Annotated in this window: 15 protein-coding genes; 7 read left to right on the plus strand and 8 right to left on the minus strand. The window is 44.2% G+C overall.

Features of this window, described 5'->3' with window-relative positions:
* Nucleotides 1-367: 367 nt before the first annotated feature.
* Together MHI52_RS22560 and MHI52_RS22565 are read left to right on the plus strand one after the other, a co-directional pair.
* The gene (locus MHI52_RS22560) at nt 368-1,036 is read left to right on the plus strand and encodes an HAD family phosphatase (protein WP_036668502.1); all 669 of its coding nucleotides are present in this window, start codon (nt 368-370) and stop codon (nt 1,034-1,036) included.
* Nucleotides 1,037-1,083: 47 nt separating this feature from the next.
* Nucleotides 1,084-2,256: a mannitol-1-phosphate 5-dehydrogenase gene (locus tag MHI52_RS22565; protein ID WP_405157654.1), complete on the plus strand. Its 1,173-nt coding sequence runs from the start codon at nt 1,084-1,086 to the stop codon at nt 2,254-2,256.
* Between the two features lie 254 nt (nt 2,257-2,510).
* Here MHI52_RS22565 and MHI52_RS22570 read toward each other — a convergent pair whose 3' ends face one another.
* From MHI52_RS22570 to MHI52_RS22580, 3 genes are all read right to left on the minus strand, one after another.
* Complete coding sequence (locus tag MHI52_RS22570) at nt 2,511-3,401, minus strand: hypothetical protein (protein WP_405157655.1); 891 nt, start codon at nt 3,399-3,401, stop codon at nt 2,511-2,513.
* A 142-nt stretch (nt 3,402-3,543) separates the two neighbouring features.
* Entirely contained in the window at nt 3,544-4,197 is a 654-nt protein-coding gene (locus MHI52_RS22575) for a YkyA family protein (protein WP_100529005.1), read from the minus strand.
* Nucleotides 4,198-4,234: 37 nt separating this feature from the next.
* Nucleotides 4,235-5,137 carry a polysaccharide deacetylase family protein gene (locus tag MHI52_RS22580; RefSeq protein WP_235431597.1) on the minus strand — a complete coding sequence of 301 codons (903 nt, stop codon included), beginning with the start codon at nt 5,135-5,137 and terminating at the stop codon, nt 4,235-4,237.
* Nucleotides 5,138-5,365: 228 nt separating this feature from the next.
* On the opposite strand from MHI52_RS22580, the gene MHI52_RS22585 reads away from it, so the two are divergent.
* Both MHI52_RS22585 and MHI52_RS22590 read left to right on the plus strand, forming a co-directional pair.
* Nucleotides 5,366-6,310, plus strand: coding sequence for a DMT family transporter (locus MHI52_RS22585; protein ID WP_076318813.1), 945 nt, complete (start codon nt 5,366-5,368; stop codon nt 6,308-6,310).
* A gap of 62 nt (nt 6,311-6,372) precedes the next feature.
* On the plus strand, nt 6,373-7,209 hold the full coding sequence (locus MHI52_RS22590) for a sulfurtransferase (protein ID WP_405157656.1): 837 nt from the start codon (nt 6,373-6,375) through the stop codon (nt 7,207-7,209).
* A gap of 230 nt (nt 7,210-7,439) precedes the next feature.
* Here MHI52_RS22590 and MHI52_RS22595 read toward each other — a convergent pair whose 3' ends face one another.
* Nucleotides 7,440-8,999, minus strand: a complete 1,560-nt coding sequence (locus MHI52_RS22595; RefSeq protein WP_405157657.1) for an acetamidase/formamidase family protein — start codon at nt 8,997-8,999, stop codon at nt 7,440-7,442.
* A gap of 598 nt (nt 9,000-9,597) precedes the next feature.
* Nucleotides 9,598-10,500, minus strand: coding sequence for a CPBP family intramembrane glutamic endopeptidase (locus MHI52_RS22600; protein WP_405157658.1), 903 nt, complete (start codon nt 10,498-10,500; stop codon nt 9,598-9,600).
* A 139-nt stretch (nt 10,501-10,639) separates the two neighbouring features.
* Here MHI52_RS22600 and MHI52_RS22605 point away from each other — a divergent pair, with 139 nt between their 5' ends.
* Nucleotides 10,640-11,218: a TetR/AcrR family transcriptional regulator gene (locus MHI52_RS22605; protein ID WP_127544902.1), complete on the plus strand. Its 579-nt coding sequence runs from the start codon at nt 10,640-10,642 to the stop codon at nt 11,216-11,218.
* A gap of 155 nt (nt 11,219-11,373) precedes the next feature.
* Here the strand turns inward: MHI52_RS22605 and MHI52_RS22610 are convergent, their stop codons facing one another.
* Nucleotides 11,374-11,961 carry an imm11 family protein gene (locus MHI52_RS22610; protein WP_405157659.1) on the minus strand — a complete coding sequence of 196 codons (588 nt, stop codon included), beginning with the start codon at nt 11,959-11,961 and terminating at the stop codon, nt 11,374-11,376.
* 744 nt (nt 11,962-12,705) lie between these two features.
* Between MHI52_RS22610 and MHI52_RS22615 the strand changes: the two genes are divergently transcribed.
* Entirely contained in the window at nt 12,706-13,677 is a 972-nt protein-coding gene (locus tag MHI52_RS22615; protein ID WP_405157660.1) for a phosphotransferase, read from the plus strand.
* A gap of 65 nt (nt 13,678-13,742) precedes the next feature.
* Nucleotides 13,743-14,504 (plus strand): ankyrin repeat domain-containing protein, encoded by a 762-nt coding sequence (locus MHI52_RS22620; RefSeq protein WP_405157661.1) that lies wholly within the window; start codon nt 13,743-13,745, stop codon nt 14,502-14,504.
* Between the two features lie 156 nt (nt 14,505-14,660).
* Here MHI52_RS22620 and MHI52_RS22625 read toward each other — a convergent pair whose 3' ends face one another.
* Complete coding sequence (locus tag MHI52_RS22625) at nt 14,661-15,698, minus strand: NAD(P)/FAD-dependent oxidoreductase (RefSeq protein WP_405157662.1); 1,038 nt, start codon at nt 15,696-15,698, stop codon at nt 14,661-14,663.
* 24 nt (nt 15,699-15,722) lie between these two features.
* On the minus strand, nt 15,723-16,106 hold the full coding sequence (locus MHI52_RS22630; protein WP_076254337.1) for a helix-turn-helix domain-containing protein: 384 nt from the start codon (nt 16,104-16,106) through the stop codon (nt 15,723-15,725).
* Between the last annotated feature and the right edge of the window lie 121 nt (nt 16,107-16,227).

Consider the following 16,227-nt stretch of genomic DNA (forward strand, 5'->3'; position numbering starts at 1 on the left):
GAACGGCCAGACTATCCAATTTTCATAAAAAAAGTTTTATTTTTTCGAGCTGTAAAAACAGTTTATTCAGTACACCGCTTACATGCAAAAGGGTTAACGGTTTGCAACGTTCATCATTTTCTGAAAACAAATCATACATGTGAAAATTTTCAATGTAAACAATCATGACGCGCTTGACCCTTCGGTTTGTCCTATGTTACGGTTTTATTAGCTTCAAACGCATATTTTTTCCCAAATTAATATTCATTTTCGGTTTGTTGCGTCAACTAATATCCCGCAGGTTAATGAATACAGGGAATGAATTTGCAGAAAATTTTCATTTTTCGTTTTATCCCCAAACTAATTCTGAAACAGGAGGAACAAATTTATGATTAAGGCACTGGTGTTTGATTTCGACGGAACGATTATTGATACAGAGACAGCATGGTATATTGCTTTTCGTGATGCTTACAAGGAACACGGCGTAGATTTAACCCTGGAGATGTATTCACAATGCATCGGTACCAGTCTGAAAACATTTAATCCGTATGAGTACCTCATCACAGATTTGAATCTTCCGATCGATCGGGAAGCGTTCAGGGAATCCGTTCAGTTGCAGCACGCTGCATTGATGAACAAAGAAAAGGTGCGTCCTGGTATTCAGGAATATCTTGAACAAGCACGTGAAGCTGGACTGAAACTGGCTGTAGCATCCAGCTCCAAACGGGAGTGGGTTGAACAACATCTGGAACAACTGAAACTGAAAGATTATTTTGAAGTCATTCGTACGGCAGATGATGTTGCAAATGTGAAGCCTGACCCGGAACTCTATATTCAAGCGCTTGAAGCCCTTGGAGTAACTGCAGACGAAGCCGTAGCGATTGAGGATTCACCTAACGGCGCGCGTGCAGCTGCTGCGGCTGGTATGCACTGCGTAGTCATCTCGAATACCATCACAGGAACACTGGAATTCGATATGCCTCACCAACGGTTATCTTGCTTGACCGACCTTACATTTAATGATTTGATTTCGAAGCCACTCGTCACTACCGTCTAAGGTCTGCACGAATTTCGCGATTCAATCCTTAAAGGGGGAGTTCACACATGAAAGCTGTACATTTTGGTGCGGGCAATATAGGCCGCGGTTTTATCGGTCATATGTTGTCCGCTTCCAACTACGAAGTCTGCTTTGTCGCACGTAACCCGAAGAAAATCTCCATGCTTCAAGAGAGGCAGGAATATCCGATTACACTTGCCAATAGAGATCAGGACACCACGATTGTCAACAACGTGACGGCTATCAATGTGAGTGAGCAGAATTTGGTTGCTGAAGAGATTGCTTCAGCCGATGTGATCACAACCGCGGTGGGGGTATCTGCACTCGGAGATATCGCCGAACCGATCGCCAAAGGCATTCAACTTCGCATGAAAAACAATAATCAGGCTCCACTGCATATTATCGCTTGCGAAAATGCCATCGGTGGTAGCACCAGGCTGAAGAAACGCATTTATCCATTTTTGGATGAACAAACTCGCAAAAAAGCCGAACGTTATGTTTCTTTCCCCAATGCAGCTGTGGACCGGATTGTTCCGGCTCAAAACCACAAAGACCCGCTGCAGGTCACTGTTGAACCTTTTTACGAATGGGTCGTTCATCGTCCAGCACTTCTGGATGGATTTAAGAAAATAGATGGCGTCCACTATGTGGATTCGCTTGAACCTTATATCGAGCGTAAAATGTTTACGGTCAATACAGGCCATTGTGTCGCCGCATACTTCGGCTATCTCGAAGGATTCAAGACGATCCGACAGGTGATGAGTAATTCCACCCTGCGGGCCAAAGTGCGCCATGTTATGGAAGAGACCGGTCAGATGCTTATCCAGAAGCACGGATTCAACGCTCAGAAGCATAACAAATATATCGATACCATACTGGAACGCTTCGCCAATCCCAACCTGACGGATCAGGTCACCCGGGTCGGACGTTCCCCCCTTCGCAAGCTTTCGCCTCATGATCGGCTTGTTCGCCCAGCGATGCAGGCCAGTGAATTCGGAATTGAAATTCCTCATTTAACTTCTGCCATGGCGGCCGCAATGCTGTTCAATTACAAGCGCGACGAGGAAGCCATGAAGCTACAACACATGATTCGCGAAGATGGCGTCTCCGCCTTCATACGTGAACGCATGGGAATTCCCGACGAACATCCCGTTCATCAGAATGTAATCGCCCGTTATCAGGAACTCAAAGGGCGCAAGGAATCGACCATACTAACCTGAGTAACGGATCAGGGCATGGGTTTGATCCTGCAAACTGAATAGAAGCACGGCCAAGAAGCCGGGAGGAACCTATGCAGTTGCATCGCTCCTTCCGGCTATTTGTCTATGCACGGCGTGGCACGGCACGGTACATCTATCTATATTGTAGTAACGTTAATAAAACAGCGTATCTCCTCTCTCAAGGAAACACGCTGTTTGGGGAATCTTTTTAATTTAATACATCGTTTGGCTCAGCCTTGTAGCTCATCCCTTTTCTACTCATTCATAATGGAATTGAGGGATGCATATGCCATGGGCAGGAAACCTTCCGAAGGTTCACCAATAGGTGCTTGGATGTGGAAAATGAAACCATTGCCGTCCAGTTCTTTGACAATAAAGTACTCTGTTTTCTTATCATTCTGGGACATCATGTATAATCTTGCATCCTTCATCGGGCCGTTGCTGAGTTGTTCAGCCGTTAACTGCTTCACTTCTCCGGTCTCGGACAACTCTTCCTTGGCATCCATCTTCAGCGCATCCAGATTGTAATTCGCCGGCAGCTTCTCAATCTCTACCTCATAATCCGGATCAATCTTCATTGTTAATTCATGGTCTTCGGCGTCAAAAGCCATCGGTTCAAACACATAAAGTGAATAACCTTTCGCTTGTGCCAATGTCACTGGACGTTTCTCGGTCATTCCTTCTACCGTCACTTCCAGCTCTGATGTCTTCGGACGATCGGACGTTACTGTACCGCCTGCATTGGAACCGTTATTGTCATCACTAGATTCAATCTTTGCAATCTCTGTAAGTACCAACTGTTTCGTTGTTGCATCAATTGTTTTCTCTACATATTTGAAACGAACGGAATCTTCGTCATCGATATCATCCAGAGACTTCTGCAGATCTTCGCTCACCTGGAATGACATCGGCTTCTCATTCACTCGAATCTCAACGGTATGCGGATCAGCCCATCCAGTCAGGATACCTTCTGCTTCTATTGCAGCACTTTCATTTGGTTGTTGCTCCGGTGCTGGTGACTGTTCTTCCGTATTATTCACTGGTGGCTGTGCAGCAGGATTACTGTTCCCACAGGCCACAAGCGAGAATCCCATAAGTAAAACCAGGAGTGATGTACTGACTTTCATTGTATTTCCTTTTCGCATATGAACACCTCCGTTAGCTTATACGCAATGATGCTTGTCCATGTTGCTTCTCATCCATTGGCTTGGCTGTATACTAGTACTTACACGGGAGACAGGCAGCTCAATCATGCAAAATATCTGAATCGTTGCTCAGATCCTCTGCTCAGCTGGCCTGATCCATCTGTACCAGTTTGGCATTGGCTCCGTTAAACGCTTTGGTCTGGAGGTTAAATTTCTTTCGGAATTCAGCAAGCTTCGCATATTCGCTATTCCGTACCCGAATGGCTCGCTTAATCTTAACCAGATTAGGTTCTGCACTTTCTCTCATCAGATCATACAACTGCTCATCGGCACTCAGACTCAACTGATACGAAGCAACAAAATTTTCCAATGCACGTGCTCTTGCTTCATATTGATCCAGCACCTTTTCAGCCTGTGCCAACGTTTCTTCTTTTTCAAATGATAGTTCTTTCAATGAACCGCGCAGGGCCACCGTCTTCTCGTTGGTCTGTTCCATGGCCTCTTCCGCCTTTTTCAACAACGTTCTTCGTTCATGGATATGATCTGCTGCCTGATCCAGCAGTGCTTCGAGATCACTGTTTTTGTTCTTGCCTTTGTCTAAAATAGACTTGTATAACTTCATATCTTCCTGCTCATGACTGGTCAGCGTCTTCAAACTCTGATCGATCTCCTGACCGCTGAGCACCAATTGGTTTATCTGATTTGCCGCAGGCTCCTGCGGATCTCCACAACCACTCGCCAGCAGAATTAGCAATACACTAACTGCCGCAAGCGCCACTTTTTTACTCGTTAGCACCAAAGTCCTTCCTCTCTTGCATCATCTTGTTGTTATATTACAAGCGGGTATCTCCGCTAAAATTGGCTACCCAGTGTGCATCCGGATCGTATACTTCGAACTCGTAACCCCGATCTTCGAGTAACTTCAGAATGCGTGGTAAAGCCTGCACCGTCTGCTCCCGCTCATGCATCAGAATCACTTCCTTATCCCGATGTACACTTTTGCTCACCCGGGCCACAATCTTGTCCGGCTGACCGGGAAGATTCCAATCGAGTGAATCTGTCGTCCAGTCCCACATTTTGAATCCGGCCGCCGCAATGTCACCTCTGAACTTTTCACCGATCTGTGGACTGCTGCCATAAGGTGCACGAATCAGATGAGGCGTAAAACCAATCAGGTCCTGCACCATCTTCTGCTCTTTCTTGAACTCTTTCACAAAGTTTGCCGAGTTGCCGCTCTTATACAGCTTTTTATAGTTATGCGTCATGCTGTGAAGTCCAGGATAACTGCCTTCCTTCAACAGCCGTTTCACTGCTTCTGGATGCTGATTCAACTGACGTCCGATCATAAAAAAGGTAGCTTTCGCCTCATGCTGCTTCAATATATCCAGCAGTTGTTCCGTATATTCAGTTGGCCCATCATCAAACGTTATGTATGCCAATTTGCGAACCTGGCCCTGGAACCGTGCCGGCTCCTCCTTCGCATCCGGAGTAACTTGTATCATGCCGAGCTTGGCTGGCTGTTCGATTACAGTAATCGGAGGCGGCGCCACAACGCTTTTGATCCAATGCGTCATGCCAAAGAATACATATGTAATACCGGTAACGAACAGTACCAAGAGCATTAGAGCTATGATTACCCTTCCATACCGGATTTTTCTTCGTTTATGTGTTTTCGTGCGACTTGTGCTAGGCGGAATACTGCCACGCTCTCCCGCTCTCTCTTGTTGAACTCTCACTGTCATGCCACTTCCTTACTTTCATTTTTTCCCGATTATTGGTATATTATCTCGTTTCATGTCTCTATATAGAAGATTAATAGAAAAATGGATCGGGAGAATGACAGAATAGTTACAAGCCCGGTTACAATCTACTTATCTCTTCGTTCTCTTTATCTTTCCTACGGTTACCTTCTCCTGTATAATGAAGTGATTTACGCTATCAGACTTCAAGAAGGAGCTACACCCATGACAAGCTTGAACCGTGCCGGCAGATCCATCTATCTGTTATTCTTTGTCGGCATTATCGCCATTTCTTTCTCTTCGATCTTTGTACGCTGGTCTACCGCAGATGTTGCGGTCATTGCCATGTACCGTCTATTTCTGACCAATCTGCTAATGCTCCCGTTTGTCTGGAAATACAGACATGAGATGATGCGTCTGAGCTTACGGCAGTGGGGCTTGCTGCTTGCATCCGGTGTGATGCTGGCCCTTCATTTCCTGCTCTGGATGGGTTCGCTGCGGCTCACCAGTGTTGCCAGTTCCACAGTTATTCTCGCGCTGGAGCCTATACTGATTCTTGCCGGTTCGGTATGGCTGTTCAAAGCCAAAATTAACCGCATGATGATCATCGGCATGGGCATCGCCCTGCTTGGATCAATCGTCATTGGCGCAGGAGATTTCCAGTTGGCAGGTACTGCCCTGCAAGGTGATGTCCTGTCTTTACTTGGCACAATCGCAGTCGCCGTTCATATGCTGCTGGGTCAATTTTTGCGAGCGGGACTTAGTGCATTTTCGTATAACTTCTGGGTTTTCTTCGTAGCTGCTTGCACGCTGGCGGTATATAATCTGATCATGGGCCATCCGTTCGGAGGTTACGCTGCGTCAGAGTGGGGAATCTTCCTGCTGCTCGCCATTGTGCCAACGATCTTTGGACATTATCTCTTCAACTGGCTGCTTCAATATATGAATGCCACGACGGTATCCATGGGCGTACTTGGGGAACCCGTATTCTCTTCATTACTGGCCTGGATGCTGCTCGGCGAATCCCTCAGTGCATTACAGATGTCTGCCGGGGTGGTCATTATATTCGGGGTATGGATTTTCATTCGATATGGCAAAACCAAACCTCAACCCATTCCTGCTGATGCTCCTATCGCTGGCAAAGGGCCTGTTGAACCTACCACGGTATAACGTATTTTTTCTTAATGCATAGTAATAAACGACTCTACCACTCTCATAAGGCGGTGTATTTGATGAAAAATATTGTATCCATGCGCTGGCTGCTCGCCAGAATGTATGAACCGGATGTAGTTATTGCAGATTGCCGATTCTTGCTCGGTCAGCCAGAGGCCGGAAGACAATCCTATGAAGCTGGACATATTCCAGGAGCTGTCTATCTCGATTTGGAAAAAGATCTGTCTTCTCCTGTGTCTGCGCACGGAGGACGTCATCCGCTTCCTGATCCAGCTGCGCTCGCAAGTCGTCTCTCCAAAGCTGGCATCGGCTCCAATAGTCGTATTGTTGCTTATGACGATCAAGGCGGGATGAATGCATCTCGGCTATGGTGGCTGCTTCGCTATATCGGTCATGAACAAGTGTATATCATGGACGAAGGTTTCTCCGCTTGGAAAAACGCCAAATTCCCGGTGACTACGGATGTACCGGTTCAGATCCCATCTTCCTTTGAGGTGAATGTGCAGCCAGCCATGCTGGCAAGTGTTGAAGATGTTCAGCAGGCTTCGGCAAGTGGCAGTGTCGTGCTAATTGACTCCCGTGATGCTCGCCGCTATGCAGGTCTGGAGGAACCGATTGATGCCAAGGCCGGACATATTCCGGGTGCGGTGAATTATTTTTGGAAAGATGTGTTGGATTGGGATGGACGTTGGACAGATACTGGGGTGTTAGAAGAGCGTTTCAGTAAGCTGGACAAGGATGGTGCGATTATCGTTTATTGCGGCTCCGGCGTATCAGCCTGCCCGAACGTGATTGCACTGGAAGAAGCGGGATATACAAATGTGAAGTTGTATTCTGGAAGTTGGAGCGACTGGATCAGTTATGATGAGAATCCGGTGGCTACCGGGGAAAATTAAGAATGTAGCGAGGGTGCACATTATCTCAAAGAGGAATACATCGCTAGGTGGCTTATCTGCCCCGGCGATGTATTTTTCTATGTTCGGAGTCAACATCAATTCAACAACACAACCCAGTAAGTATTTAAAAGCACACAGAAGTAGACATCAAGTGGTAGCTTTTTTTGATTCATGATAACGAAAAAAACCGTGATGGATATCTGTCCACCGCGGTTGAATAATGAAATCTATTATTGTTTTTTACTTAACGATACATTAGCTGTTAACGTCTTGTCGATCGTCGTCCAGTTGACATAAGCACCTAGTATTTCATTAATAACAGAAACCGGAACTACGGTTTCGCCATTTAAAAGCTTTGGTACGTTACTATTGAACACTAGTTTATCGTTAATTGAATACACATCTGAACCAATTTGCGCACTTATATTTTTCGCACCTAATTTGATTTGCGTTGTACGCGTCTTATTATCCCACACTACTGTACCGCCCAATAGCTCCGAAATTGTTCGAATCGGTACGTAGAACTCATTGTTATGGACAACCGGTTTGATTAACGTACCACCTACGTTCATTGCAACGTCAACATGTTCAAGGAAATCGGTTTTTCGAATGAGTCCATGAACCCCTTTAGTTCGGTCTACGACCTGAGATACTTCATAATCCGTTGCGGCCGATAGGTACGCATATGCTACACTTCTATCCATATCAAGCTTATCAGATAAGAATTGAATCGATTCACGTACTGATTCTTTCATTGCTTCATCCAAATCAGGGTCCAGTCCAATTGGAATCCAATAATCTTCTGTTTCAGCAAAGGGTTGCGTAAATTCTCCACTGTGTGGTAGTGATGGATCACCTTTCTTTAACACCGTTAAACGAACTGTCCCCCTTAAGGAAGCTTCCAATGCAGTTAACGCTACTTCCCCATCTCCTTGAGCAAAGTGTGGATCTCCAGTATAGAATAACCCGCCTTTAACTTGAATCGGATAATAAATAGTTGCACCAACACCCAACTCATTAATATCCATATTCCCTCCTGTTTCAATAGGTGGGATAGAACTTACAACTTCACTGGTATTTGGTGCAACCCCCATAACACCTAGAAACGGGTTAATTGGGAAACGTACATTTTTTCCAGCTTTTGTTGGTAATACTCCATACCAATTGCCGTTGATTTCTTCAATAGGCGTAAATATAGATACATTATTATATAATTCCGGTTTTGTTGCGCTAGCTCCCTCTTGTGGGCCTGTATTTTCTGGAAATTCGTTAGGAAGGGCACCTTTACCATGGCGGTTAGAAATGACACCATATGGAACTCGAGTCTGCAACGAAAGGACTTCTACTTTAAGAACATCTCCTGGCTCCGCTCCCTCAACCGCTACTGGCCCAGTGATAATATGAGGTCCGTCTTTTACATAATCATGCTTAATCTGAGAAGCCGCAATTACCTTCGCATCATCCAACACTCCATCGGGTGAGATACCGAATTTGCCGAAGTACTCCACTGGATTTCTCCCTTGATCCTCTATCATTCCCTCATGCGATACCGTATCAAATGTTACAGCACTTCCTGATGGTACAGTAAGAATCGGAGAGCTGTCTCGATTAGGCAGTGATCCCCAGCGAATGTTCTCAATCGCAGACGTTACATAATAATCACCTTCTACCTTATCAAGGGTTGTTGGTTGCAGTGGCATACTAAAACCCACTGAAGGTAGAGCAAATGTAAACATACTTATAATCCCTACTGAAACCCCAAATTTCCTAATCGTTCGGTTAATAAACATTACGCTCCCCCTCTGTACTATGTAATATTTTATAACATGAATAAACACTAACATATAAATACATTTACAACAATATTTTTTTGTTAACAAATGTAACATTAAAATTCTAAATATTAAGAATAAACTTACAAGTATAAATGATATGTAAGTATAATTACCACAATTGAGTCATGTAAAACTTAAATACATTTAGCAAACTTGAGGATTCTCCTTCAGAGATTTGAACAAACGAAATTAAGTTACATGGAAATTATGTATATCTTTAATGTATCCGATACCGCCGCTGGAATACTACTGCACTCCGGTTCAGGCATAATCACCTGTCTGCACGTGATTGCGCTGGAAGAAGCGGGATGCTCAAACGTGAAGTTGTATTCCGGAAGCTGTATTGACTGAATTAGTTATGAGGAAAATCCGGTGGCTACCGGGGAAGAGTAGGTACGGAGCACCGGTCTACAGTATCTCAAAGACAAATACACCGCCATGCAGGCTGATGCCTGGGGCGGTGTATTTTCTAGTGCCTGAGCGTCACTCGGGAATATGGGCGAGATAGAGGCATGTTTCATGGGAAGACTGATCCAACCAAATCCTTTCTCGCTCAATGAAACAGGATCTGCAAAAGAAAATGAGGAGAAGCATTCATGAGTCCATGTATCAAGATAATCACCCATATTTTACGATAGCGGGCCCATAAATAACCAAGAAACAGACCTGTAACCCCATGATTTGCAATTACTGTTGCCACATCAATATCCCAATGACCATTTCCTTGAATGGCGACATGCCAAATGGACCATAGTATTGAAACTAGTAGTATGGCGGGCCATCTTCCAAGCAACGTCTCCAATCGGGTTTGCAGCCATACCCGATAAAAAACTTCCTCCAATACGCTATTGATCATAAAACCAATCAACACCAAGAGAAGTAATTCTGTCATATCGGTTGCTACGATTTCTCCTTCTGGTTGTGCAATTGGAGAATAGAACTTTAGATAACCCCAGACCAAAATAACGATTAGTGGTACGATGACGTGTCCGCGAGAGCGAGGCTTTGCCGATATAATGTCTTGATGCCCGCCAGCCATTTTTCGATAAATCAGAAATAAAATCAACGGAGTGAACATTAATGTCGTTAACTTGAACGCCAAATAATATAGCTGGAAATGTAATCCTTGCTGGTCTATCGTTATCAGAGAAACCGTAAATAAAACGCCTGACAGCAATAATACAATCGATTGAACGACCAAGTGCTGTTTCTCCATTTGTTGGAAAATTGAGGAATCATGACTTTGATAAGGAATCATATAGATTAGAAAAATACCAAGGAATGCCGGTAACATACTATGCCATATTGGAATCACTTCCTCATGATCAGCCGTGTACCTTATATTCAAATTTCCGGTCCACACTAACCACAATACAGCAGCAAATATAATGATCATACATAATAAGCCGATTGCCTTTCCCCATGCTGGAAGAATTACTTTGAATTGCTGATTCATTCCAATTGCACTCCTTTGAGTGGCATGTTGCGTTTGCCCCATTCTTTTTTAATTCAGTTGAGTTAAATAAATTCTAGCACATCCCTTCTTCATCGTCTATTTATTTCAGTTGAGTTAAATAATATGATATTCTGTGTGTATGCCAAAAATCGTGGACCATGAGAAGATGAAGAATATTATCGCTGAAGCTACTTGGAAAATCATTAGTGAGAAAGGCATTCATCATGCAACGTCAAGAACGATTGCGAAGGAGGCCGGATTATCACAAGGCGCTTTAAGACATTACTTTTCAAAACAAGAGAGTCTATTAGCGTTTACAATGGAGTTAGTTAAGGAAAAGGTACTTACTCGAATAAAAAATCTGAATGCAAGAGAACTGGCGCCTCAAGAAAGAATTGTTGAATACTTGCTCGAACTAGTCCCGACGGATGAACAAACATTATTGGAAATGGAGGTTTGGTTTGCATTTGTAAGCTATGGAAAAACGCAAAAAGGGTTCGACGCCAATTATGAGGACCTGCAAAACGCAATCAAGAACTGCATCATGTACTTGAAAAATGAAGGTCTTCTGCGTACAACCGATGAAGAGAAGGAACAAGAAAAACTGTATGCCTTTATGAATGGGATGGCTCTCAATTTGTATCTAGAGCCGGATAAGATAAATAGAACACGAAGCAAAGAAATGATACAAGACTATATCAATTGGATTATACGTTAAAGGAAAACTTGATGCATAGATCAGGGAGCTAAGTCAGCTGACCCGCGCCAAGCAAAATACACAAGAAAGTCCGGTGGCTACTGGGGAAAAATAAAGACTAAGAGCCCACGTTTTGCGTGGGCTTCTTTGTGCTTCCATTATATCCATGTAGCATTTTAGATGCTTACATTTCCGACCTCTGTAACGTTCAGATTCAGCCTATGTTTTCGGCATACTTCGTAAAAATCTTTTGAAACAATGGGTTTGAAGATATTTATATAATCCAGCATAAAAAATTCATGCTTGCCAATTCGTTCTTCATGAAAGCAGATTTGAGATACAACTTTGACGATCTTACGTGGAGGCTGTTGTACAGATGCAGCAATGACCGCTTTGCGCCCATATTCCGAACGTTCATAATCAAAAATATCCAAACGATCAAGCTGATGTGCAGTCCAATAGGTTTTTTCAACCGCACGACCATCTTGGTAACACACCGTTGTCGGAATAAACTGTGTATTTGTTTTCGTTTCCTCCAACAGCGTTTTAAAACGATCTGATACGTGTCTCGTTCCTGTGATCGTCTCAAAATAATCTACGTTCAGGTTACGCACCGTAGGCACTAACTCAACCTCTGCCGTTGTCCCCTCAGGCAACGGATTCTCTATCGCCAAATAATTCATATCTAATTGGGGAGTGAAAGTTGTTCCGCCACTAATAAACCCTCTACGTGGATATTGAGATTCCAGAAAATAATAGTTCAAAAGAATGATGCCTCCTTCCGAATGAAGTGCATTTTAATCAATTATACGGGTCAAATAACGATAAATAAAACACCAAGACAAGTTAGATTCATCTTTTGTTGGTGTACTTTTTCATTTTTATAGACCACATAGAGGCCCACATCGAACGATTAGGACCTTCGTTAGGGTTATATTGTTTTAATGAATCTAGCACACGCTATTTGCTCTCATTAGCACAGGTTTAAATTCTAACGAATCCCAGAGACGTTATTTCGTCAGTTCGGTCCATTTTCAAGGTGTTGACACCGTTTTATGACGGAATAGCGTTACTGAGGTTTGTTAAACCTTGTAGTCTTTCATAATCCACCATTTAAGATGTGCTAGATTCGTTAACGCTTGAAACGAGGGGGAATCGGTAGGAGTGAAGTCCCTCCTTCATTTGCATAGTTATATGGCGAATATCCATTATTTTAATAGATGCCTTGTTCCATAATAAAAGATGTTCATTGAAATGTAAGATGGCTTCCCAGCTCCTTAAAATCATTGGTCATATATAGTCAACAGAGAGTCAACTTGCATGCAAAATAGGGGCCGGATCACCCACTAACGTGAGTACCCGACCCCTTTCTTTAATATACATATGAATATACAGACCTTAATCAACACTTTAACAGATCGAAAAGAAACAGTCTATATTTTTGGGAAAATATTCTATATATTTAGGTTGCTGGCCGGCAAAATACAGTTGAAACGGAGCTTAAGTCGATGATGTCCAACAACCATCTTACTCATGAAGAATTACAGGATTATGTGCACAATGTATTTGGTGCCAGTTACCTCATAACGCAGATCGCAAGAATACATGGAGGCGCACAAAAAGTCATTTACAAAATTGACTGCACGAATGGTTTCACTTGTATGCTGTACGTTTGGGATATTTCCAGCAACTATTTTCAGGAAGAGATCTTGAATGAACCCACTTTCCACAGTTCCTATAGCAGCGAACTTTTCTCTTTGAATACTCGCTTTCTCGCTCAACATGGAATTCGAACACCAATCTTGTATGATCTAAATAACGATAGAGACCGGCACTCTTATGATTTTGCTCTTGTTGAGTATGTGGATGGACAGAAAGCCGAAGCGTATTTCCAGCATAGAAATCACAAAGATCGGGATGAGTTGTTTCAACGGATCAGGGATATGTTGTCTAATATGCATAAAATCCAAAGAAACGTTTATGGAAACGCCAACGATAACAGTAAAAAAGCTGGGCCTTGCTACCAAGTTCAACGGTTGGATGCCGAAACAGCCTTATCCTATGCATCCAAACACATGACAGATATAAGGAAAAATGACGAAAGGTTGCTTGAGAAACTTTGCGAATTGGAAGCAGCAATTCAACCCAGAGATCTCTATAGTTTCATTCATGGAGAGTTAGGTCCAGATCATATATGGATAGATCATGCTATGCAACCATGCCTTATTGATATTGAGGGCGCAGGATTCTTCGATCTCGAACATGAGCATAGCTTTCTGGAGTTTCGATTTGGAGACTTTTATCATTACTTAAAAAATAACGATCTCGACCCGGAGCGGATGACATTTTATCGATTTTGCCATCATTTGTCCTTGATATCAGGAGGACTGAAACTGCTTCACAGACAATTCCCCGATCAGCAATTCGCTAAAGGGCTTGCAGAGTATCATGCCAGATGTGCAGTTCAGATGCTTTCATGAATATGGATATAAGCCTGGAAGGAGATTGGCGCATGGAATTTATTTACGAAGATGAAAAACTTGCAGTGAGCGTTATTCAAGCCATTCACACTGGGGATATTCCAACGTTAGAGCAACTGCTGGCAGAGAATCCGGGATTGGCAAACATAAGAGTATTAGAAAGAAAGCCTGACAACGTAGATGCAGACTCCAGTATCTCTCGAACGCTGCTGCACGTGGTGACGGATTGGCCGGGGCACTTCCCTAATGGAGCGGATACCGTGCGAGTATTGACCAAGTTTGGTGCGGAAGTGAACGCTCCTTTTGTCGGTCCAAATATTGAAACACCTTTGCATTGGGCTGCAAGCTCCAATGACGTTCAAGTACTTGATGCCCTTCTTGATGCTGGAGCAAACATTGAAGCGCCTGGCGCGGTGATCACCGGTGGCACGCCGCTGGACGATGCTATTGCTTTTGCACAATGGGATGCAGCACGGCGCTTGGTTGAGCGCGGCGCGATCTTTGCCCTTTGGCATGCGGCAGCCCTTGGAGATATTCACGCCATACAAGAACATTTTAAAGGGGCCCAACTCCCGGGACGTTATCCTTGGGAAACAAGCACCTCCCCTTCTCCTCCCGATGCAGTAACCGTTGCCTTCTGGTGTGCTTGCCATGGAGGTCAAAGAGAAGCAGCCGAGTACCTACTTGACCAAGGCGCCGAACTGAACTGGACAGCCAGCTGGGATGGAATGACTCCGCTGGACACAGCAAAACGCAATTTTTCATCCGAACTGATCCCATGGCTTGAAAGTCAAGGTGCCAAATCCGCTAGCGAGATTCACAGGTAGATGAAGCTAGCAAGGAATTGCCAATCGCCAGCAGCTGCGAATACAGTTATGAGGAGAATCCGGTGGCTACTGGGGAAGTGTAGAAGACTCCAACAAATATACACAACGAAAAGGACATCGCCACTTGAGCGATGTCCTTTTCGTTGTGTGGTGAATCTAAAACCGTGAGAGGCGGCAAGGGTCTAATTCATTTCTTGATTTACCATCAATAATTTCACTTGCAGCCAGATGCGCAATCAGTGGCGCCAGCGTAATTGCAGAGTGCATTAGCGTCAGATAAAGTCCATTCATGTGATCATGGAAGCCCACAATCGGATAACCGTCTTCAGGCATAGGTCTCCATCCAACCTTTATGCTCTCCAGTTCCAGTTGATTTCCGTGCTTGAGACTGCGACGCAATGTGTCGTAAGCTCGCTTACCGACCGCCTGTGGTCCATTTGCCTCCGACTCGTCGATATAGTCTTCCGCAGCCAGTAGCGTATAATCTGTCAGTTGACGCGCTTCAAATTGCGCATTGGAGATTAATGTGTGTATCCGTTTATTAGCAGTTTTCATCCGAATCAGAATCGAAGGTGACGAAGTTACCGGCACGTGACAACCTAACGGGTTACAAAGTTCGGGTGTACCTGTTCCTGCAGCCAATACCACAACATCCGACTCCACAAAACCCTTGGATGTATGAACACCAACCAGACGGGAACCCTCTTGCTTCAGCTGTGTAACGTTGGTGTCGAACTGAATCTTTGCTCCGTACTCTTGCGCTTTGCTCAACAACAGCTCCGTTACCGCAATAGGGTCCACCGCACCTTCTTCGCTGACAAACATGGCTTCATCCGGATATTCCTTCAGATTGGGCTCCAATGCCTCAAGCTGCTCCCGGTTTAATTTTTGAAAGTGTTGCTCCCTTAGAGGCGGAGTGTCCCAAGTTAGCGCACCATGCCAATGAATTTTCAGTTCGGACAACTCTTGCTGAAGTGTGTGATATTCTTCCACAGCTGCATCGTACAAATGCCAGTATTCAGGAGCCACTCTATGCGTCGTATGTATCCAGGCAAATGATTTTTCTGTGACTTCACGCGCCGCGGCTGAGTGCCGCTCAATAACAGTTACATCTTGATTTCGTTTGGCTAGATGATAGGCCATACACGCCCCAACAATCCCTGCACCAATAATCACAATTTTTTGTTTATTCAAAACTAACTCTCCCTTGTCACCCTATCACCCCAAGGAATCGATTTTCCGAGGTTCGGATGGGTGTGCTCCTTTTTCGTCTTCTTCGCTGTACAGCTTCTCCATATGCTGCATATGGCCGGCTCCCCAGTCGCTCATTGTCTGGAGCACAGGTTTCATGAGCTGTCCGTACTCCGTAATCGAGTATTCGACCTTAGGGGGAATTTGAGCATATACTTCGCGATGTACAATATCGTGATACTCCAGTTCTTTTAACTGCTGGGTCAGCATTTTTTTCGAAATATCTGGAATGGCTTTTTGTAATTCGCTGAACCGCATTGTACCGTTGCTCAGCAGTCGTAGAAGAATCAAAGATTTCCATTTACCCGTAAGAATATCCAAGGCCGTTCCGAATTTGCAATATACCGTCATTCTTATTCCTCACTTTCTGACCATATCCGGGTATACTTTTGGTTACCTGGTTAGGTTTAAGTGCCTACTTCCAGATTGGGCCTTCTCACTTTAGTATAGAGGCAGATATTAAAATCGAGCA

This window comes from Paenibacillus sp. FSL H8-0283 (assembly GCF_045040675.1).
Taxonomy (GTDB): Bacteria; Bacillota; Bacilli; order Paenibacillales; family Paenibacillaceae; genus Paenibacillus; species Paenibacillus amylolyticus.

Excerpts from the sequence above, each read along its gene's own strand:
- MHI52_RS22560 (WP_036668502.1), top strand. The coding sequence starts at position 368 with ATGATTAAGGCACTGGTGTTTGATTTCGACGGAACGATTATTGATACA.
- MHI52_RS22565 (WP_405157654.1), top strand. The coding sequence starts at position 1,084 with ATGAAAGCTGTACATTTTGGTGCGGGCAATATAGGCCGCGGTTTTATC.
- MHI52_RS22570 (WP_405157655.1), bottom strand. The coding sequence starts at position 3,401 with ATGCGAAAAGGAAATACAATGAAAGTCAGTACATCACTCCTGGTTTTA.
- MHI52_RS22585 (WP_076318813.1), top strand. The coding sequence starts at position 5,366 with ATGACAAGCTTGAACCGTGCCGGCAGATCCATCTATCTGTTATTCTTT.
- MHI52_RS22590 (WP_405157656.1), top strand. The coding sequence starts at position 6,373 with ATGAAAAATATTGTATCCATGCGCTGGCTGCTCGCCAGAATGTATGAA.
- MHI52_RS22595 (WP_405157657.1), bottom strand. The coding sequence starts at position 8,999 with ATGTTTATTAACCGAACGATTAGGAAATTTGGGGTTTCAGTAGGGATT.
- MHI52_RS22600 (WP_405157658.1), bottom strand. The coding sequence starts at position 10,500 with ATGAATCAGCAATTCAAAGTAATTCTTCCAGCATGGGGAAAGGCAATC.
- MHI52_RS22605 (WP_127544902.1), top strand. The coding sequence starts at position 10,640 with ATGCCAAAAATCGTGGACCATGAGAAGATGAAGAATATTATCGCTGAA.
- MHI52_RS22615 (WP_405157660.1), top strand. The coding sequence starts at position 12,706 with ATGATGTCCAACAACCATCTTACTCATGAAGAATTACAGGATTATGTG.
- MHI52_RS22630 (WP_076254337.1), bottom strand. The coding sequence starts at position 16,106 with ATGACGGTATATTGCAAATTCGGAACGGCCTTGGATATTCTTACGGGT.